At 41.7% G+C, this 20,032-nt stretch carries 20 protein-coding genes and 1 tRNA gene; 9 read left to right on the plus strand and 12 right to left on the minus strand.

Annotated features, from left to right (window positions below; translation table 11 throughout):
* Positions 1 to 27: 27 nt before the first annotated feature.
* Positions 28 to 1,707, minus strand: coding sequence for a gamma-glutamyltransferase (gene ggt, locus IT970_RS10300; RefSeq protein ID WP_196857301.1), 1,680 nt, complete (start codon positions 1,705 to 1,707; stop codon positions 28 to 30).
* A 57-nt stretch (positions 1,708 to 1,764) separates the two neighbouring features.
* Entirely contained in the window at positions 1,765 to 2,325 is a 561-nt protein-coding gene (locus IT970_RS10305) for a GNAT family N-acetyltransferase (RefSeq protein WP_196857302.1), read from the minus strand.
* A gap of 50 nt (positions 2,326 to 2,375) precedes the next feature.
* On the opposite strand from IT970_RS10305, the gene IT970_RS10310 reads away from it, so the two are divergent.
* Positions 2,376 to 2,741 (plus strand): hypothetical protein, encoded by a 366-nt coding sequence (locus tag IT970_RS10310; RefSeq protein ID WP_196857303.1) that lies wholly within the window; start codon positions 2,376 to 2,378, stop codon positions 2,739 to 2,741.
* 54 nt (positions 2,742 to 2,795) lie between these two features.
* Here the strand turns inward: IT970_RS10310 and IT970_RS10315 are convergent, their stop codons facing one another.
* Positions 2,796 to 5,018: a TonB-dependent receptor gene (locus IT970_RS10315; RefSeq protein WP_196857304.1), complete on the minus strand. Its 2,223-nt coding sequence runs from the start codon at positions 5,016 to 5,018 to the stop codon at positions 2,796 to 2,798.
* A gap of 390 nt (positions 5,019 to 5,408) precedes the next feature.
* On the opposite strand from IT970_RS10315, the gene IT970_RS10320 reads away from it, so the two are divergent.
* Positions 5,409 to 6,254 (plus strand): VOC family protein, encoded by an 846-nt coding sequence (locus IT970_RS10320; protein ID WP_074989697.1) that lies wholly within the window; start codon positions 5,409 to 5,411, stop codon positions 6,252 to 6,254.
* A complete protein-coding gene (locus tag IT970_RS10325; protein ID WP_162898041.1) occupies positions 6,251 to 6,403 on the plus strand; it encodes a hypothetical protein in 153 nt (50 codons plus the stop codon). The genes IT970_RS10320 and IT970_RS10325 overlap by 4 nt, the downstream gene beginning before the upstream one ends.
* 70 nt (positions 6,404 to 6,473) lie before the next feature.
* Here IT970_RS10325 and IT970_RS10330 read toward each other — a convergent pair whose 3' ends face one another.
* The 8 genes from IT970_RS10330 to rlmE all read right to left on the minus strand — a co-directional run bounded on the left by IT970_RS10330 (position 6,474) and on the right by rlmE (position 13,874).
* Positions 6,474 to 7,427 (minus strand): general glycosylation pathway protein, encoded by a 954-nt coding sequence (locus IT970_RS10330; protein WP_180310968.1) that lies wholly within the window; start codon positions 7,425 to 7,427, stop codon positions 6,474 to 6,476.
* Positions 7,428 to 7,601: 174 nt separating this feature from the next.
* Positions 7,602 to 7,686: transfer RNA gene (locus IT970_RS10335), tRNA-Leu, on the minus strand.
* A 75-nt stretch (positions 7,687 to 7,761) separates the two neighbouring features.
* Positions 7,762 to 8,109: a preprotein translocase subunit SecG gene (gene secG / locus IT970_RS10340; RefSeq protein WP_036967228.1), complete on the minus strand. Its 348-nt coding sequence runs from the start codon at positions 8,107 to 8,109 to the stop codon at positions 7,762 to 7,764.
* 1 nt (position 8,110) lies between these two features.
* On the minus strand, positions 8,111 to 8,860 hold the full coding sequence (tpiA, locus tag IT970_RS10345) for a triose-phosphate isomerase (protein WP_036967226.1): 750 nt from the start codon (positions 8,858 to 8,860) through the stop codon (positions 8,111 to 8,113).
* Between the two features lie 69 nt (positions 8,861 to 8,929).
* Positions 8,930 to 10,285, minus strand: a complete 1,356-nt coding sequence (gene glmM / locus IT970_RS10350; RefSeq protein WP_036967223.1) for a phosphoglucosamine mutase — start codon at positions 10,283 to 10,285, stop codon at positions 8,930 to 8,932.
* On the minus strand, positions 10,278 to 11,126 hold the full coding sequence (gene folP, locus IT970_RS10355; protein WP_118844443.1) for a dihydropteroate synthase: 849 nt from the start codon (positions 11,124 to 11,126) through the stop codon (positions 10,278 to 10,280). The genes glmM and folP overlap by 8 nt, the downstream gene beginning before the upstream one ends.
* A gap of 114 nt (positions 11,127 to 11,240) precedes the next feature.
* A complete protein-coding gene (ftsH, locus tag IT970_RS10360; protein WP_065978102.1) occupies positions 11,241 to 13,178 on the minus strand; it encodes an ATP-dependent zinc metalloprotease FtsH in 1,938 nt (645 codons plus the stop codon).
* A gap of 66 nt (positions 13,179 to 13,244) precedes the next feature.
* A complete protein-coding gene (rlmE, locus tag IT970_RS10365) occupies positions 13,245 to 13,874 on the minus strand; it encodes a 23S rRNA (uridine(2552)-2'-O)-methyltransferase RlmE (protein WP_036967218.1) in 630 nt (209 codons plus the stop codon).
* Positions 13,875 to 13,963: 89 nt separating this feature from the next.
* Between rlmE and yhbY the strand changes: the two genes are divergently transcribed.
* Entirely contained in the window at positions 13,964 to 14,260 is a 297-nt protein-coding gene (yhbY, locus tag IT970_RS10370) for a ribosome assembly RNA-binding protein YhbY (RefSeq protein ID WP_036967216.1), read from the plus strand.
* Positions 14,261 to 14,328: 68 nt separating this feature from the next.
* Here the strand turns inward: yhbY and IT970_RS10375 are convergent, their stop codons facing one another.
* Positions 14,329 to 15,489, minus strand: a complete 1,161-nt coding sequence (locus tag IT970_RS10375) for a serine hydrolase domain-containing protein (RefSeq protein ID WP_036967213.1) — start codon at positions 15,487 to 15,489, stop codon at positions 14,329 to 14,331.
* 116 nt (positions 15,490 to 15,605) lie between these two features.
* Between IT970_RS10375 and IT970_RS10380 the strand changes: the two genes are divergently transcribed.
* From IT970_RS10380 to IT970_RS10400, 5 genes are all read left to right on the plus strand, one after another.
* Positions 15,606 to 16,409 carry a hypothetical protein gene (locus tag IT970_RS10380; RefSeq protein WP_074989710.1) on the plus strand — a complete coding sequence of 268 codons (804 nt, stop codon included), beginning with the start codon at positions 15,606 to 15,608 and terminating at the stop codon, positions 16,407 to 16,409.
* Between the two features lie 190 nt (positions 16,410 to 16,599).
* Positions 16,600 to 17,448: a MipA/OmpV family protein gene (locus IT970_RS10385; protein ID WP_036967207.1), complete on the plus strand. Its 849-nt coding sequence runs from the start codon at positions 16,600 to 16,602 to the stop codon at positions 17,446 to 17,448.
* Positions 17,438 to 17,824 (plus strand): DUF3019 domain-containing protein, encoded by a 387-nt coding sequence (locus tag IT970_RS10390; RefSeq protein ID WP_036967206.1) that lies wholly within the window; start codon positions 17,438 to 17,440, stop codon positions 17,822 to 17,824. Before IT970_RS10385 ends, IT970_RS10390 begins: the two co-directional genes overlap by 11 nt.
* A 179-nt stretch (positions 17,825 to 18,003) precedes the next feature.
* On the plus strand, positions 18,004 to 18,711 hold the full coding sequence (locus tag IT970_RS10395; protein WP_036967204.1) for a response regulator transcription factor: 708 nt from the start codon (positions 18,004 to 18,006) through the stop codon (positions 18,709 to 18,711).
* Positions 18,712 to 18,721: 10 nt separating this feature from the next.
* Positions 18,722 to 20,011: an ATP-binding protein gene (locus IT970_RS10400; RefSeq protein ID WP_196857305.1), complete on the plus strand. Its 1,290-nt coding sequence runs from the start codon at positions 18,722 to 18,724 to the stop codon at positions 20,009 to 20,011.
* The last annotated feature ends 21 nt before the right edge of the window (positions 20,012 to 20,032 follow it).

Here is a 20,032-nt window from a genome sequence, read left to right on the forward strand (position 1 = left end):
TCGCTACCTGCGTTAAAAATTGCTCACTTAATTAGACGAATTAAGGGTATCAAATACCATCGCTTTACCACGACCAGATTCTTCAGATGCGGCATCGAGCTTGCCATCTTTATTGATGATCACATGCATATCACCAAAGTGACGCTCATCAAGTTTGTAGCCCATTTTTTCAAGCGCTTTAATAACCTTTGGCTCAAGCCCTTTATGGTGTCTTATCACGTTTTTAGGCCACAGTTGATGATGAAATCGCGGGCTATTTACGACTTGCTCAGCAGACATATTAAACTCTACCGCATTTAAGATTGATTCATACACTGAACTAATAATGGTGGTGCCGCCCGGTGAACCGGTTACCATTTTCACTTTATTGTCTTGTAATAAAATGGTGGGTGTCATTGAGCTTAACATCCGTTTGTGTGGTTGAATTTCGTTGGCCTCACCGCCTAATGCACCGAAAACATTCATAACACCTGGTTTAGCACTAAAGTCATCCATTTCATCATTAAGAATAAAGCCTGCTCCAGAAACAACCACACCGCTGCCAAAGCTTAAGTTGATTGTTGTTGTGTTTGCGACCGCATTACCCCACTGATCAATAATTGAGAAATGTGTTGTTTGCTCACTTTCATGTAAACCTGGTTTGATGTTTTCAGTTGTCGAAATTACATCATCACGAATACCCGTTGCACGTTTAGCGAGATAATCATCCGCGAGTAAGGCTGTTTTTGGTACATCGTAAAAATCAGGATCGCCTAAATACTCTGCTCTATCAGCAAAGACTCGTTTGCCGACTTCTGCAAGAATGTGCACATAGCGGGTCGAGTTATGCTCTAAAGGGCCTGTTGGTTTAGCAAGATCATACATTTTTAGCCATTGTAAAATAGCAATGCCCCCTGAACTGGGTGGCGGTGAAGTAAGCACTTCAAAACCACGCCAATGACCTTTAATAGGCATACGCGATTTGGCCTGATAGTCTTTAAGGTCTTGCTCTGAAATGATACCGCCATGCTGTTTCATAAACGTGGCAATTATTTTAGCTGTCTCGCCTTCATAAAACCCCGCCTTGCCATTATCACGAATGCGCTTAAGCGTTGCCGCAAGCTCTGGTTGCTTAAAGGTTTTATTAGCTTTAGCATCAGAAAAATAATCAGCAAAGTTAACTTTTATCGACTTTTTCTGCATTCGCGAAATATATTTTTGGATACTTGAAGCAAGTTTCGGGTGCACAATAAAACCGTCTTCTGCCAACTTTACCGCAGGATCTACGAGGGTTTTCCACTCTAAGCTGCCATGCTTTTGGTGTGCTAGCCACATTCCGGCAACACTGCCCGGCACACCACTTGCGTGAATACCATACACTGACATGTTGTCTATCACATTCCCTTTTTCATCGAGATACATATCGCGATGAGCTGCTGCGGGGGCAGTTTCACGGTAATCTATAAAGTCACCTTTGCCGTCTTTTTGAATCAGCATAAAACCGCCGCCCCCAATATTACCGGCCTCAGGTAACGTGACAGCCAACACAAATTGGGCTGCTATGGCTGCATCAATGGCATTCCCGCCTTGCTCTAAAATTGCCCGTGCAGTATCGCTACTGTAACTGTCTGGCATCGCCACAGCCGCTTGTTTGGCTAATAATGGCGGATGAAAAAATAATACAACGAGAAGCGAGACACTGACCGTGTATTTTTTTAAAGTTCGCATACTAATTCCTTTTGACGTTTTTACACTCATTTATACATGCCAAACTACTAAGGTCAATTAGTTACGCTTAAGTGAGGTTAATTCTGCTTTCGGACATGAATAAAGCACCGCTGGTAATTCTCCGTGTTCATCTTGGTGCTGGTATTCTTTTATAAATTTTAGCCCTAGCTTTTTCATTACACTAATCGATGCAAGGTTGTCTTTTAGGGCTGTTGCTGAGAGTGTTTTAACTTCGGGGTGTTGACTAACCGCCAATGCAACACTCAAAGCGGCTTCAGATGCATAACCCTGCCCCCAACTAACACGTTTAAAACGCCAACCAATTTCAAGGTCGCTATAATCTGGCTTATCAAAAAATCCCATTGGCCTCACTAACACCCAGCCAATAAACATGTTGTTGTCGGTAACGCTTACCTGCCAGAGCCCCCAGCCCTTTTGTTCATTGCGAAAAGCATTTAAACGGGGAATAAAAGTGTTTTTAATTGTTTGCATTGTTGATACTTTGCCACGGGTTAAATATTTCATTACCTGAGGATCGTTATCAAGCTCATATAATAATTCTGCATCATTTTCGTCCATTAAACGAAAACTTAGCCGTGTTGTTCTAGCTATATTCATTTTTAAATGCTTATACTGCTTATGGTGTTAATTAACCATTAGAGAAAAATATGAAAAAATTAGCAAGTTTAGTTTTACTAGGATGTATTGCCCTAACGGGGTGTGAAGATGCTGATGAAGCAAAAAAAGACGCAGCCGAAGCGAAAGAAGAAGTTAAGCAAGCTGTCAATGATGCATGGAAAGATGTAAAAGAGGCAACCAGTGAGTTTAACGATGACTCATTACAAGCACTGCTAGCAGAAAGCAAAGAAATGGGTTTAAGCATGTATGACAACGGTAAAGAAATTGCCATAGATGCATGGATCGAGAGTAAAGAAGCCGCTGGTGAACTTTCTGAAAAAACCAAGCAAAAAGCAAAAGAGTTGGCTGAAGAATTAAAAGCAGCCCGCGAAAAGCTTGAACAAGAAAAGAATTAAACTGTAAAAAATAAAAGGGTAAGCCATGCTTACCCTTTTTCATTCACCTTGCGATTAAAGCTCAAATTCTTTTTTGAACTTTAAGCCAAATTCACTGCGGTCATTACTGCGCATAACACCAACAAAACCTGACTGCTGTAAACGACCAACATCGTAAACTTCATTCAATACGTTTTCACCGTATAGCGTCACTTCAAAGTCGCCATTAGGGTTTAAATAAGAAATGTTAAACCCAACAAGTTCACGCGATTCAATATGTTCACTTTGGTTGTAAACTGATTGGCCTTGCATGTCACTGCGGTACGAATAGTTTGCGTTAATCGCCACCGTACCACCGTTGCTTAAGTCAACAAAGTACGATGGGGCAAGCATAACAGTCCAGCGCGGAGTTAATGCAGGTGAGTCACCTTTACCAATGCCTTGCACTCCTTCGTCAACCTCGGTGATCTCTGAATCTAAGTAGCCAATCGCACTACGCAGTGTAAAGTCATCCGTAAATGCTATCGTTGTTTCAAGCTCGATACCTTGTGCTTTTGACTCGCCAGCATTTTCAACAATCGTTACAAACCCCCCCCCGGCTGTTGGATCAGAGAATGGCAGTGCTAAATCGGTATAATCTGTGACAAAAACAGCAAGCATCATAGAAATATCTTCATGCACTTGACCTTTAAAGCCTAGCTCATAGTTAATCGCTTTTGTTTCATCAAATGAGACAAATTGATCAGGACCACCAAATGGACGTGGCGGAAAGCCACCTGTTTGATAGCCTTTTTGAATTTGCCCATACAGGTTCATGTTATTGCTGAGCTGGTAAGACGCGTTTACGTCCCATGTTACCGCATCAAAGTCAGCACTTACGTATTTACGCGTTGCAAAGCTTGGAAATTGTGCATCGGCTTCTTTTTTGTCTTTTGAATAACGAAGACCACCGCCTACTGTTAAGTCGTCACTTAAATCGTAACTTGCGTTGATATACGCTGCGTATGAATTTGTTTCTTGGTTAATATCAAAATAACCATAATTACCAAATGAAGCCGTTGTACCATCATTCAATAATCCGTCTGGCGTGTTGAATGGGCTAAATACAAAAGGCCCTGAGCTTGTAAATCCATCTTCATTAAAGAAATACAAACCAGACACAAAATCCATATTATCGTAGCTACCGTTTAAGTGGATTTCGAAAGAATACTGATCGGCCCCCCCCTCTTCTGGGAATTCAGATAAATTAAGTGCCACGGCATCATCATCAAGGCCGCCTTCATATTCTGAGCTGCGGTAACTGGTGATAAATTTAGTCGTGTAAGTATTATTAATGTCCCAATGTGCTGATAATGATGTCCCCCAGCCTGAGTAAGCCGTTGATTCGATTCCTGCGACAGTCGTTGCTAAATCATCTGGATTACTTGGTAGCATGTCTTCAGTTAAAAGTGGAAAATCACCATTAAATGGATCATTAGCGTCCAACGGTGCCGTTAACTCGATTGTGTAAGGTGATTGACCTGATTCATTGTCGACGCCATCAACAGAGAAAACAAAAAATAAGTCGCTGTTAGCTTGCCATTTCAACGCCATACGACCACTTAGCTCTTGCTCTTCACCAATTTCGTTTGCTGGATTAACAAGGTTAATTGCCTCACCGACTCCATCACGTTGTTTGTACGACACACTGGCCGACATGCTGACAGTGTCTGTAAGGCTGTTATTAAAATAAACATCACCCGCTAAACGATTGCGACTTCCAACTTTAGCCGTTGTGGTTACAATCCCTTCGTCACCAGGTTGTTTAGTAATAATGTTAACTGCACCACCAAGTGTATTACGGCCATATAAAGTACCTTGTGGGCCTCGCAACACCTCAACACGCTCTACATTCGGGAGTGATAAGTTTGAGCCCATTTGACGCCCAAGGTAGACACCATCTAAGTATACGCCTACGCCAGGATCTGTGGTGATCACGTGATCTTGTAAACCAATACCGCGAATAAACACAGAGGCATGCGCTGCATTACCCACACCATAACGGGTAATATTTAAATTAGGCACGTATTTACCAATATCTTCTAAGTTGCTCATATTGGCTTTATCAATCAGGTTTTCACCGATTGAAGTAACCGCTGTTGGCGACTCAAAAATACTTTCTGTGCGTTTGCGAGCTGTGACTTCTATTTTTTCGAATGCATCTTGTTTCGCGGTGGTTTTTTCTTGCTCAGCGAAAGCTGATGAAGATAAGGCAGCTACAACAGCCACACTTAATTGTGAGAAATGACGTAATTTCAATTAAAACTCCAAAGGATACCGTGTGTGTATTTTTACCTGTAAATCGCAGGCATAAAAAAAGACGCTTAGGTATAAGCATCTTTCCTCTGGAGGGACATTATATGTCAATTTTGTGAAAATACGTATAATTATTTTATATTTTATTATTTTTTATAAACTAAATGCATAATATGTATGAAAAATTGGATAACTTTTTCACACAAACCCAATTTTTAAAGAAAAATAATTGCAGAAATTCAAAGAGTAACCCACTTTCCGTCTAAATAATCACCACGCTATGCGCATTATCATAGTTCCTTTAGAAAATATTAAAGTGCACTGCTTTTGATTGAATAATAAACAAAAAATAGTCTATGCTGTTACTTGACCCTATTTTGCAAGGAGCATACTTTGAAATTACTATCCCCATTACGCGCTGCGATTATTGTTGCTGTATCGACGGTGTCCCTCACGGGCTGCCAACTTACCTCCAATGAACTCCCCGCTATTAGTGACTCTGGTACAAAAAACACGGGCCATGTGGTGTGGCATGACTTGATTACGCCAAATTTAGCGGAGTCTAAAGCTTTTTATGGCAAGGTGTTCGGCTGGCAATTTGAACAGGTAAATGACAGCTACACTTTCGCCAAACTCGACGGTAAATTAATTGCAGGCATGGCACAGTTAGATAACACACAAAATGCAAGCCTCTGGTTAAGCCTTATCAGTAGCCAAGATATAACTGATGCCACGAATAAAACACTTGCTGCAGGCGGTAAAGTATTAGTAAAAAGCACTGAAATCAAAGGGCGAGGCACAATTGCCGTATTAGAAGACCCTCAAGGCGCTGTATTTTCATTAATTAATACTGTGAACGGCGACCCCACAGTGAGCACACATGACAATGGGTGGATTTGGCAAGAAGTATGGAGTGATGACCCAATACAAAGCAAAGCTTTTTACCAACGCCTCGGCAATTACTCTTCTAAGGAAAAATCACTGCAACAGCTCAATTACAGCTACCTCGCTGTCGAGGATAAACCTGCCATTGGCTTTGTTAAAAAGCCCGATGCTGAAATCGGTAACACATGGGTTAACTACATTAAAGTCGCCGATGTTGATGCAACATTACTTAAAGTAACGGCTGCAGGCGGGGTTATATTAATGGCACCAAATGAAACCGTTCGCAAAGGAAGTGTTGCTATTATTAGAGACCCAGCGGGTGCAGGTCTGGTCATTCAAGAGGAAATAAAATGAAAAAGCGTTTAATTAAAGTCATCACAGTAGTCGCAGCAGCTATTCTATTAAATGCATGTTCACCTTATGCAAGCCTTAATGTAAACGCCCCATTTAAAGTGGGCCCTGTTTATGTTAACCCAAGCATTGGTGTAGGTGGTTCGTTATAAAAACGACCGTCATAGGGCTCATGCGCCCTGTGACGGTATTGCTTTAAGTTATGTGTTTTTCGCCGTCTAATTATTGTAAAGAGGTATTAATTTTGGCACGCTGAACTTGGGTTAATATGCCTTCGGCTTTCGCACCTAAATAGACATAAATAGCCAATGCGATTAACAAACCCACCACCGCAAACATCATCAATACCGCAGGCATCACATATTCTGTTTGACCCAAAGCGGCTTTAAACATCGTAAGTAACGCCTCTATTGACACTGCAATAAGAATGGTTGAGATAAAACGGGTAATAGTGCGACGTGTTGAACTGTGACGAAAGATATCTTTGTGCATTAAAATCTCTTCTTCTAAAATCGTTTTTCCTAGGTCGAAAATAGCAAGGGCTAAGGTAACAAAGATAATAATAGTAAAGGGCTTTAGAGGATCTGAATGTGCCTGCTCGCTCGTAACCAAAGAAAACATGCCCTCGAATACTTTAAATAATAAATAAAATACCAAGCAAAATAAGCAAGCGACAATAAGCCCATACCCTACTTTAAAGTAAGCCGTCATATTCGCTCGTTTCGTATCCCCCATGATGAACTCGATAAGTTCGGTGAGGCACACATCAATAACGACGTAACACGGAGCGCCTTCTTTGAATTGAACAGACTTTATAACCGAAATACATAAATGCCTCGTGGCCGTTGATACATAGGGTGAGGTGAAATGTGCCTCTGTCGAGTTTGATATCGCTGTAAAGTAGGGTCGAGCGCTTAAATCTTGCCCTGCCCCTCTATTAGCTAAGTCTTTCTTATACTGGGGTTTAAAGCACACATTATTACCTAGCTGAATCCCCTGCTCATCTAAACAATACTGCAACTCTAAAAAGGGATACTGCTTAATGAGGGGTTGAACATCTTTTTTTTGAGCAAGCGCTGTATGCACACTTGCCAGAATTGAAAGCAATAAATTTTGAATCAGCCCTTGGTATTCTTCATATCGTTCTATTGCGCTTAAATAACTCATTCTTGCCATAATGGCATCCTCTGGTGAACACACACAAGATAACAAGCAAGGAGAGAACCAAGTTATATATATCTTACAAATCAATGAGGTAGAGTATTAACAGAGGGCGAACAGCACCAAAAAAGTGCAAAAACATACCGAAACGAAAAAAGCCGTGACTTTTAGGTCACGGCTTTTTAAATTTGGTGCGGATGGGGGGACTTGAACCCCCACGGCCGAAGCCACCACCCCCTCAAGATGGCGTGTCTACCAATTCCACCACATCCGCATACAATTCTGTATGATGTTAAGCTGTTTGATTTACTGAGGAGATAAATCGCTTAACAATAATTAGCAACGCTAATTAATTTGGTACGTCAGAGCTTTTCTCTTCTGTCACTGGCACATCAGTTTGTGCTGGAGTAACAGTTTCAACAGCTGGCGCAGCCTCTAGGTTTTCCCACTCGTCCGTCTTTTTAATTTGACCGGCAGTCAGGTTACCTAAAACAATACTTAACACGAAGAAAATCGTTGCAAGAATTGTTGTTGTTTTTGTCATGAAGTTGCCTGCACCTGATGAGCCAAACACTGTAGCAGACGCACCTGCTCCAAATGATGAACCCATATCAGCGCCTTTACCTTGCTGGATTAAAACCATACCAACAAGCGCTAAAGCAACAATTAAATAAACTACTAATAAAATTTCGTACATCTTATACGGTCCCTTTTGCACTTTCACAAATAGCAGTAAATGATTCTGCTTTTAGACTTGCGCCGCCTATTAGGCCGCCATCTATATCTGGTTGTGCAAATAATAATTCGCTATTTTTTTCATTCACGCTACCACCATATAAGATGGTTAGCTGTTCAGCTAAATCACTATCCGCAGAAGCAATTTTCTCACGGATAAATTTATGTACAGCTTGCGCTTGCTCAGGAGAAGCAGTCTTACCTGTGCCAATGGCCCAAACGGGCTCGTATGCTACCACAGAATTCTTCAGTGCTGCTACACCTAATTTGTTAATTACAGCATCAATTTGTGCTGCAACCACTAATTCGGTTTCATTCGCTTCACGTTGTTCTTCGCTTTCGCCAACACATAAGATAGGTGTTAAACCAACGTGTTGAGCGCGAGCAAATTTATCCGCAACTACCGCATCAGATTCACCATAAATACTGCGACGCTCTGAATGCCCTACTAAGGTATACGTTGCGCCTAAGTCTTTAATCAGCTGAGCATCTACTTCACCCGTAAACGCACCCGCTTGGTTTTCTGAGACCGTTTGCGAACCGACAACAACATTTTGTTGTTGCAGCGAACTTATCAACGGGAATGGTGGAAACACCACAATATCAAGTTCATCAGACTGAACATTTTTGATAGCGTTTGCTAATTGTTCAACAAGTTCTAACGAACCGTTCATTTTCCAATTGCCTGCTACCATTGGCTTACGTGTTGCCATATTTCCACTCCACATTAGAAAGCGGGCAAGATACTAACTCGACTTGCCCAAAGTTACAAGAGGTTATTGTTATCCCTCGGTTTGTTTGCTCACAGATTCGACAATTTCAGCAATTTTTTGTGCGCTGTCTAGTACTGTTTTCTCTTGATCAGCCTCTACCATTACGCGAACAACAGGTTCTGTCCCCGATTTGCGAAGTAGAACACGCCCTGTATCACCTAATTTTTCTTCGATTTGTGCCACAATATCGATAACAGCTTGTGCTTGCGTTGGATCCGTACCTTGAGGGTAACGAACATTGATCATTTTCATCGGGTATTTTGTAAAGCCAGCACCTAAGTCTTGCAGTGTTTTATTCTGTGCAACCATGGCAGCTAACACCTGCAAACTCGAAATAATACCGTCACCAGTACTAATTAAATCAAGATTCAATACATGGCCTGAGCTTTCGCCTCCGATTTTCCATCCTTTCTCTTGCAAAAGCTCCATGACATAACGATCGCCAACTTTACTGCGAGCAAAATCAATACCACGCGCTTTTAATGCATTTTCAAGCCCCATGTTCGACATAACAGTGCCAACAACACCCCCACCCAACATATCGTCGTTTGCGGCTTGGCATGCAATAATATAAACAATGTCATCACCATCGAAGACACGTCCGTTGTGGTCAACCATCATCACACGGTCACCATCACCGTCGTACGCAATACCAACATCGGCATCATGCTCAAGTACTTTGCGCTTGAGTGTTTCAACGTGAGTTGCACCGCATTCAAGGTTAATGTTGACACCATTTGGTTCACACGCATGACAAATGACTTCTGCACCAAGCTCACGCATAACAGACGGGGCTATATGATAAGTTGCGCCATTAGCACAATCTAATACGATTTTTAGACCCTCTAATGATAAACCTTGAGGGAATTGGCTTTTACAAAACTCAATATAACGGCCATCAGCCGTTTCTAAACGACGTGCTTTACCTAATTTATCTGAAGCTACGCAAGTCATTGGCTCTTCCATCATGGCTTCAATTTCAAGCTCAACTTCATCCGCTAGCTTCAAACCACGACTAGAGAAAAATTTAATCCCATTATCATGATAAGGGTTATGTGATGCACTAATAACGATGCCAGCTTCAGCACGGAAAGTTTGCGTTAAATAAGCAACCGCTGGGGTCGGCATAGGGCCAAGTAGGACAACATCAATGCCTGCAGCAATAAGACCTGCTTCCAGTGAAGTTTCTAACATATACCCAGAGATACGCGTGTCTTTACCAATAATAACCTTCTTGGTACCAATTTTTGATAATACGCGTCCAGCTGCCCAACCAAGTTTTAATGCAAACTCTGGAGTAATAGGGTATTCGCCCACCATGCCACGAACGCCATCCGTGCCAAAATATTTTCTTGTTTTACTCATTTATAATTCCTTTCTTACATGCTTGCCATACGGTCAACACATCTAAAGTTTCTGAAACGTCATGCACACGAATGATTTTTGCCCCATTTTGGGCAGCAATTAAAGCACCTGCTAAACTGCCAGCTAAACGCTCATCCGTGCTTTTATTTAATAAATTACCAATCATGGATTTGCGTGATAAACCCGCAAGGACCGGTAAATTGAATTGATTAAACTCGTCAAACCTATCAAGAATTTCGTAGTTATGCGCGAGCGTTTTCCCAAAACCGAAACCGGGATCTAAAATAATACGTTGTTGCTGAATCCCCGCTTGCTCACATGCTTCGATACGCTCGGAAAAAAAGTCATTAATATCTGCAAATAAATCCTCATACTGTGGATTACTTTGCATCGTGCGAGGTTGTCCTTGCATATGCATCAAGCAAATTGCAACGTCAGGGTATGCAGATAATACTTCAATAGCACCGGGCTCTTGTAATGCCCTAACATCATTAATGATATCTGCACCCGCTAAAATAGCCTGACGCATGACCTCACTTTTGCTGGTATCAATTGAAATTATACAGTCGCTTGTTTTTCTGAGCGCTTTAACCAGAGGGATAACACGGTCAAGCTCATCTTCCAATGAAACGTCAGGGGCACCAGGGCGTGTCGATTCACCGCCAATATCAATGATTTTTGCGCCTTGTTCTAAGAGTGTATGAGCTTGTTTGACAGCGCTGTCTAGTTGGCAATAATTGCCGCCGTCTGAAAAAGAGTCAGGAGTGACATTTAAGATCCCCATCACAACAGGGCTATCGAGGTGTAAAGTGCGGCCTCGAGGTAAACTAACAGTGGTCATCTATCACCTATACTGCTTCCATGGCGAATGTTTAGGTGCTGCACCTAAACGATTTTTTATGTCGCTACAAAAAAGCCCCGGCAAGCGGGGCTTTTGCTAAACGTATTTTAACGATTATTCAGCTTTGTCATCAAGGTTTGTTTCATCCTTTTTTACTGAATCATCCGATTTTGACTCTTCAGCAACAGGTTCAGCCTTGGCCGCTGGTTTTTTATCATCTGGACGACGGTCATGCATGTCACGCGGTTCGCGCACTGGCTGACGAGCCATTAAATCGTCAATCTGACCCGCATCAATTGTTTCGTACTTCATTAATGCATCTTTCATCGCATGTAAGATATCAATATTGTCTTTTAAGATTTGCTCAGCACGTTGGTAATTGCGATCTGAGAACAAACGAATTTCGCTATCGATAACTTTTGCAGTTTCATCTGACATGCTCATGGCACGGCTTCCACCGCCACCCATGTACATCTCGTTTTGATCTTCAGCATACAGCAGTGGACCTAACTTTTCGCTTAAGCCCCATTGAGTAACCATTTTACGTGCGATGTCTGTCGCGCGCTCAATATCGTTACTTGCCCCTGTGGTTACTTTGTCTTCACCATAAATCAGTGCTTCTGCAATACGACCACCGTAAAGACTAGAAATCATTGACTCTAGTAACTCTTTAGAGTGACTCACACGGTCTTGTTCAGGCAAGTACATCGTAACACCTAGTGCACGACCACGTGGAATAATAGACACCTTATAAACAGGGTCGTGTTCTGGCACCATACGGCCCACAATCGCGTGACCTGCTTCATGATAAGCGGTCATCTCTTTTTCTTGCTCGCTCATCACCATGGTCTTACGCTCTGCGCCCATCATGATTTTATCTTTTGCTGCATCAAACTCAGCCATGCTAACAACACGCTTGTTGCCACGCGCTGCATATAGCGCCGCTTCATTTACCAAGTTTGCAAGGTCAGCACCTGAGAAACCAGGTGTACCTCGTGCAATTACAGCGGCCTCTACGTTATCGCCTAATGGCACTTTACGCATATGCACTTTCAAGATTTGCTCACGACCACGAATATCAGGTAAACCAACCACAACTTGGCGGTCAAAACGACCCGGTCGTAATAACGCTGGGTCAAGTACATCTGGGCGGTTTGTCGCTGCAATAACGATAATACCTTCATTACCTTCAAAGCCGTCCATTTCTACTAGCATTTGGTTTAGAGTTTGCTCACGTTCATCGTGACCGCCCCCCATGCCTGCACCACGTTTACGGCCTACCGCATCAATTTCGTCGATAAAGATGATACACGGGGCTGCTTTTTTCGCTTGTTCGAACATGTCACGGACACGTGATGCACCCACACCAACAAACATTTCTACGAAATCAGAACCTGAAATTGTAAAAAATGGTACTTTTGCTTCACCGGCAACCGCTTTCGCTAAAAGAGTTTTACCCGTACCCGGAGGACCTACCATAAGTACGCCTTTAGGGATACTACCACCCAGCTTTTGGAATTTTGATGGGTCACGTAAGAAGTCCACTAACTCTGTGACATCTTCTTTCGCTTCATCACACCCGGCAACATCAGCAAACGTAGTTTTAACTTGATCTTCGCTCATTAGGCGGGCTTTGCTCTTACCGAAAGACATCGCCCCTTTGCCGCCACCGCCTTGCATTTGACGCATGAAGAAAATCCACACACCAATAAGCAGTAACATTGGGAACCAAGAGATTAAAATGCTGGCGAGGAAAGACTGCTCTTCAGGCTTAACACCTTTAACATTTACATTGCTTTTCAATAAATCATTCAAAATGTCTTTATCATACATTGGCATGATAGTTTGAAAGCGCTCACCATTTGTTTTGGTACCTGTAATGGTGCCAGTTGTGCTTTCAATAGAGACCTCTTGAATAGCGCCGCTACGTGCGTCACTAACAAATTGAGTATAACTTGTTTGGCGATCTGCTTGATCACCACCATTAAAGCTCTGAAACACTGACATTAGCACAACTGCAATGACCAGCCAGAGTATTAGATTTTTCGCCATATCGCTCAAGGGGTTAACCTCTTGTATCCAATTAATTTAAATTCAACTTAACGCAGCACAACTGTACTACAGTTTGTAGCCTGTCGCCACTATATAAACTTCCCGAGAACGGGCACGCGAAGCATCGGGCTTTCTAATTTTTACCGCCTTAAAGCTATTACGTACGTCCTGTAAGTATTGATCAAATCCTTCTCCTTGGAATACTTTGACACAAAAAGCGCCATTTTTCTTCAAAACTTGATGACACATGTCGAGCGCAAGTTCGACAAGATACATACTACCAGCTTGATCAACTGATGTATTGCCACTCATATTCGGTGCCATATCAGAAAAAACGACATCAACATTTTTACCGTCAATACGTGTTAATAGTGCATCAAGCACAGCTTCTTCACGGAAGTCACCTTGCAAAAAATCAACACCGGCTAAAGAATCCATCGGTAAGATATCACAGGCAATAACCTGCCCTTTATCACCTACTTTTTCGGCTAAATACTGAGACCAGCTACCAGGTGCGGCCCCTAAGTCAACCACTGTCATAGCCGGTTTAATTAATTTATCTTTATTTTGAATTTCGTCTAATTTGAATACCGCACGAGAACGCCAACCTTTCTTTTGCGCTTCGTGAACATAAGGATCGTCGAAATGTTCCTTCAACCAACGCTTAGAACTGGCTGAATGTTTTTTGTTTGCCATAAAATTAATACGTAACTAATTAGTAATATTCTCTAGATGGCGTTAGAATACCCTTAATTCAAGCCATATTCAGCAAAATTTGTAACATCATGAAATTATCGAACAAACAAAAGCAGTTTTTAAAAGGTCAAGCACACAGTTTAAAACCAGTTGTATTACTTGGTGCAAACGGTTTAACAGAAGGCGTTTTAGTTGAAATCGAAAGCGCACTTAATATTCACGAGCTTATCAAAGTAAAAGTACCTACCGACGAGCGTGAGACTAAAGCATTGATTTTTGATGCAATTGTTCGCGAGACCGGCGCAGAAAAATTACAAACAATTGGTCATACAATTGTGCTTTATCGCCAAAGCGAAGAGAAAAAAATTCAGCTTCCTCGCGGCTAATATTGCAACAAAGTCATGCAATAAACTAAAAGCCAGCGCAGAGCTGGCTTTTTTGTAACTAAATTTTATTACTTAAGCGTTTTATCTTCTCTAACGAACTTAAGCGTCCGATTTATAAATTCGGTGGTTAATTCGTTGATCAATCCTGTCTCGGCATTGAGTACTAAGCTAAAACCAATATTTAAATAAGGAAACACCACTAAATCACTTCGGTAACCTTGCACCCAGCCACTATGATAATAAAGTACTTCATCATCATAGTTGTATACCCGCCATCCAAGCCCGTAATATGCATCTTTAACATGACTGCGCCACACTCTTCGACGCGTCTCTTTTTTGGTGTGTGTATACGGTCGGGTTTGTTTGATTAGTGCATCTAAAGGCAATACTTCGGGGTATTGACCTAGCTGCGCGTTAAGCCAAATAGCCATATCGTTTGCGCTGGCATTAACCCCTGCGGCAGCTGCAACCTTGTAGTAATTTTTCTTTAACCGAGATGTATACCACCGTTTTCGGCCACGAACATGAGGGTGAGCAAAATTATCGTCGCGGACCATGCCATCATAACCCACACTCGCATCGACCATTTTAAGGGGGGCAAAGATATATTCAGAAATCCAATGCGTGTAGTCCATTTGAGTCGACTTTAAAATCACCGAGTCAATTAAGCTAAACATCACATTTTGATAACCGTAACATTCACCCGGCTTACATATTGGTTGCACGCTCAGCAGTTGCTCGACGATATCAGGGTAACTCATTCGCGATTCAATCAGATTATCATACGCATTCGGCACTAAGCCGCTTGAATGACTTAAAATATGGTAAATTTTTAAATCATCTTTATAAACGGTATTGGAAAACTCAGGAATAAACTTACTCAGAGGATCATCGATATTAAACTCCCCCTGCGCAGCAAGTTTTGAGGTTAATGACCCTGCAAAAGTTTTTGATACGGATGCCAAACGAAAACGCGTGTGTTTATCAACCTTTCGGCCATTGTCTATTTTTGTGCGGCCTATCCCCCGCACAAAATCATCTTCTCCGACTTTGACAATTGAAAGCGCTCCACCTGGAATACCTTTACTTCTTAATTTTCGAGATAAGTACGTATTGTAATCGTCTAAAAATGTCTGCCATTGTGAACCGCTACCTGCAGCCTGACTGCTAAAAGAAAGCAGTAAAAGAAATGAAAATAGACAAATGATAATAGGTGCTGAGTACTTCATTATTTATTTTTTTAATCTGTTTCGGAAGTTTCTCATAACATAATATCATGAACTTTTGCTTCGACTAACGTACAATGCGCACAATCTTAACTTTTTTCATGGGTAGACTTATTTTTATGCGCTTACTTGTCGTTTTGCTTTTTACTTTAATTTCAGCCGGTTGTGCCCTAAGACCAGAACCAGCTCCGTTGTTAGTAATGCCAGAAAAGCCATTGCTACAAAGCCAACGTTATCAAATAAAGTATGAAACAGACCATGCAGCACCTAAAGTTAAGTCTGTGCAGTTACCGGCTCATACTGTCAGTAAAAATCAAACAGTGACGATTGTTGCCGACAAAACGAGCGTGACAGATACGCTTTATTCACAAATTTCTGAATCGTTAGTGGCAAAACAATTAAAGGTTGTTGATGAAGGTCAAGCGGATTACACGCTCTCAATCCATCAATTAGATTTAGAGTTGGTTGCTGACACTGAGTACACACTCGTAAAACCACAAAAACCATTTCCTTTATTCGATGATATCGCGGTTCAGTTCCCAACTAAGCAGTGTGCAACAATGCTTGGACAAGTGAGTATGCGTTTAACACATAAAAAAACCGGTGATGTAGTTTGGTTTGCAAAATCGTCTATCGATAGCGCAAGCTTTCACCGCGAGCCACTTATTTACAGCTTTGAACAGCAGCAAATGATTAAAAATGAACTCGAAGTTGCCAGTTTCATTCATGAGCAAAACACTGAGCAAGCTCGTCTTGAGCGCATTAACAAAAACATTGAGATACCTGCTTATCAAACTATTTCACGTATGACAGCTCTAACGAAAGAACAAGGCCCGTGTAATCGTACAGAGATAAGCGCGCTGACACCGATGATGCAATACTACCTCACCAGTATTTTAATCGACAAAATTAAAGTCCAGTGAGTCATCTATAAACGCTCACACTGTTAATGTGGCTGCTTTTCTTACCTACTACCCTCAAGGAAAGCAGCGTTTAATTTAAGCCACACTTTTTAACACACCTGATTACACCCCTACATTTTTTTACAGATTTCGGGAACTCATTAACAATATACTATATCCTAGTACGAGCTTATTTTTATTAGTAACAAGGATGACAAACTTGCGAGCCTGCAGCGCCCTTTTATTTATCTACTTATGCATTTTTAGCACGTCGAGCCAAGCAAGTAATCGTTATTACGCCGACAATACACTCGAACCAAGCCAAGGTTTTGCCTGGGATTGGGGAATTGGTGCAGGGTATTATGCTGAAGATTCATACCTTGTTGGCATGGACTCCTATAATGATGGATTTGAGCCCGATATCCATCTTGCTGTCTCTTACGAGAAATTTTACCTCGATTACGACCAAAGCCAATTAAGTGGTGGCCTTTCTCTTGGCTACAGCATTATAGATAAATTTGAGTGGGGTCTTGATATTGTCGGGACGAATGTTCAATCAGGGTTTGACGAAACAGGTTTAACGTTTTACGGCGACGATGTTATCGCGGAACTTGAGGGAATAAAACGCCGTAATTATGATTTTGATGTTGGTCTTCGCCTGTCCCGCCGCTTTGAAAATTCACACATTTCTTTTGAATATTTACACGATGTATCTGGCACTCATAATGGCTGGGTAATGAATTCATTTTTTAGTCAGATCATTCCATGGCGAAACTGGGAATTTCGTTCAGGTGTTGGCTTGAGTGCCTACTCAAGTGACTTTACCAATTACTATTTTGGGATTTCGCAGCCCGAATCACGCGCTGACAGACCTCTGTATATCCCAGATACATCATACAGTCTCATTTTTGAGTTTCATGCGGAATACCCGCTTAATCAGCACTGGGTCTTTTTAACGGGTTGGTTATCAACTTGGTTTTCAAATGACATTCATCAAAGCCCTATTATATCGCAAGAGTATCAGCATAAAGCCAAGGTAGGCCTGCGCTATGTTTTTTAAATACTACTTTTTGTTCGCCTTACCCATTGCACCCGTCAATGCACAAGAACAGACAGCCGATAGCAATACTCTTGTTGCAATACCTGATACCTGTGTGGCACTGCGTGAAGGACGAAATTGTTACGCTGATGTTGAGGTTTCTTGGCGACAGCAGCAAATAGGAAACTACTGTTTACGTAATTCCGACAGCAAACATATTATTCAATGCTGGCTTATGCAGCACAAAGGGCTGTTTAGGTATGAGTTTGACTCTACAGAAACGGTCGGATTTGAGTTGATTAATAGTGATAATGGAAAAATTGTCGCCTCTACTGAAATACAGTTACAGTGGGTATATAAAAACCGTCAGAAAAAACGTCGTTGGCGACTGTTCTAATACCATTCTGCTTAATTAAGTGGTCTATTTTGAGGCAATAAAACCGCGTTGATAACAAGGCAAAAATTTAGTTATTTAGTTGTTCTAAATCAGAAATTTTTAACGCAGGTAGCGACTGGTTTGATCACTCAAAATGATTAAGTATTTTTGCGGATTGGTATAACTATTAGGAGTAGATAATGGAGCATTACGGAACAATTTTACTCGTTGAAGATGATATTTCTTTGGCGAATTGGGTAGCCGAATACTTAACAGAGCAAGGTTACAATACCACACTTTGCCAGCGTGGCGATCTCGTTGTTGAACAAGTTCGCACCTCACCGCCCGACCTCGTATTACTGGATATTATGCTACCAGGGCAAGATGGCATCAGCGTTTGTCGCGACTTAAGGCAGTTTTATCATGCCCCCATTATTATGCTGACCGCCCGAGATGATGAAATGGATGAGGTTATTGGTCTAGAAGTGGGTGCCAGTGATTACATGATGAAACCAGTGCGTCCTCGAGCATTACTCGCCCGTATTAAAGCGGCTCTTCGTTCTCAGTCTGACAAACAAGACTCAGCCACTGAATCGAGTATTATTACAGTAGGCAAGTTAGCGATTCATACCGATTCTCGCACGGTTTACTTTAATGATGAAGAAGTTCATATATCAAGTGCCGAATATTTATTACTGCACTACCTTGCGAGTAATGCAGGCCAAGTTGTTTCAAGAGACGCCGTTTTTAAAGCAACAAAAGGGCGAGAATACGACGGTTTGGACCGTAGCGTTGATGTGCTTATTTCATCATTGCGGAAAAAATTCAGTGATGACCCTCAACATCCCGAAAAAATAAAAACAATTTGGGGACGAGGTTATCTACTGGTCGCCACGGCTTGGCAATAGATTTAAACCTGTGAAAAAGTTTTATATTTCTCTTCTTGGCAGCGCACTTATCTCAATTATTGTATTGGGCTGGCTAATTGACGCCTTTAGTCAGCAAACTCATACGCCACAGGATGAGTTTTATAACCAAACACAAATGATTAAAGGCTTTGCTAAACAACTGGCTGCTATGGCCCCGACCGAGCGTGAACGGGCAATAAAACAGTTAAACAGCGACTTTAATGTGCAACTTGAATATAGACCCACCCAATCTCTCGCACTGCCTCATTCATTACTGCAGCAAATAACCCAACCTAACGGCTTAATTCTTGAAGATCAACAAGGTTACTATTTACTGCACAGTGAAGCCTCTCTTGGAGCACATCATCTAAAAATGCGCCTTGGTAAAGACCCTATACACGACCAAGGCAACGACGTGTTACTTACGCTTTTATTTTATGCTGGTTTGTGTGTTTTTATGGGCTTTATTATTACCCCTCTCGCAAAACGCTTAACAGTATTAAATGAAGCGGCAAAACGATTTGCTAAAGGAGACTTAAGCAGCCGTATTCATGTGTCTCATTTCACGTATATACGAGATGTTGAGCTGACATTTAACCGAATGGCGAGCCAAATTGAGAAGCTATTAGACGAAAATAAATTAATGGCGTCGAGCTTGTCTCATGATATCCGCACGCCTATTGCCTGTTTACGATTTGGTTTAGAAGCCGCACAAGACTGTCCAAATGAAGAAAAACGTCTTGAGTATTTAGCACGCATGGAACAAGACCTTGATCAAATGGAGTCTATGCTAAAAAGTTATCTCGCATTTGCAACGTTAGAACAAAAAGCGAACCAGTTAACTTTTAATGAATCAGATTTACACAGTTATTTACTGACTGTAATCCATCAAGTAGAGCCAAAGTTAGAGCAACGCGCTTTACGTTTAGAGCATGATATTAAGACAGGATATATTTGCGCTGATCTTCATTGGTTAGCTCGCGCAATTGTAAATTTATTAAGTAATGCATGCGATTTCGCACACTCAGACATCCTCATTACAGCGCACTGCTCACCAGAGCTCGTGGTGATAAACGTAGAAGATGACGGACCAGGGGTCAATGAGCAAAACTGGCATAAAGTATTTAGTCCCTTTTTCCAAGAACAAACTCACCGTAACCGTGATGGAGAAAGTTACGGGCTTGGCCTTGCAATCGCAGCCAAAGTCGCAGATTGGCACCACGGAACCATCAGTGTATCTAAGAGCAAAAAGCTCGGTGGCGCTTGCTTTACACTTTCAATTCAGAATAAAAGCCCCTAAAAATGTTTCAATTGTGTTAAT

It is taken from the genome of Pseudoalteromonas sp. A41-2 (assembly GCF_015767615.1).
GTDB lineage: Bacteria > Pseudomonadota > Gammaproteobacteria > Enterobacterales > Alteromonadaceae > Pseudoalteromonas > Pseudoalteromonas lipolytica.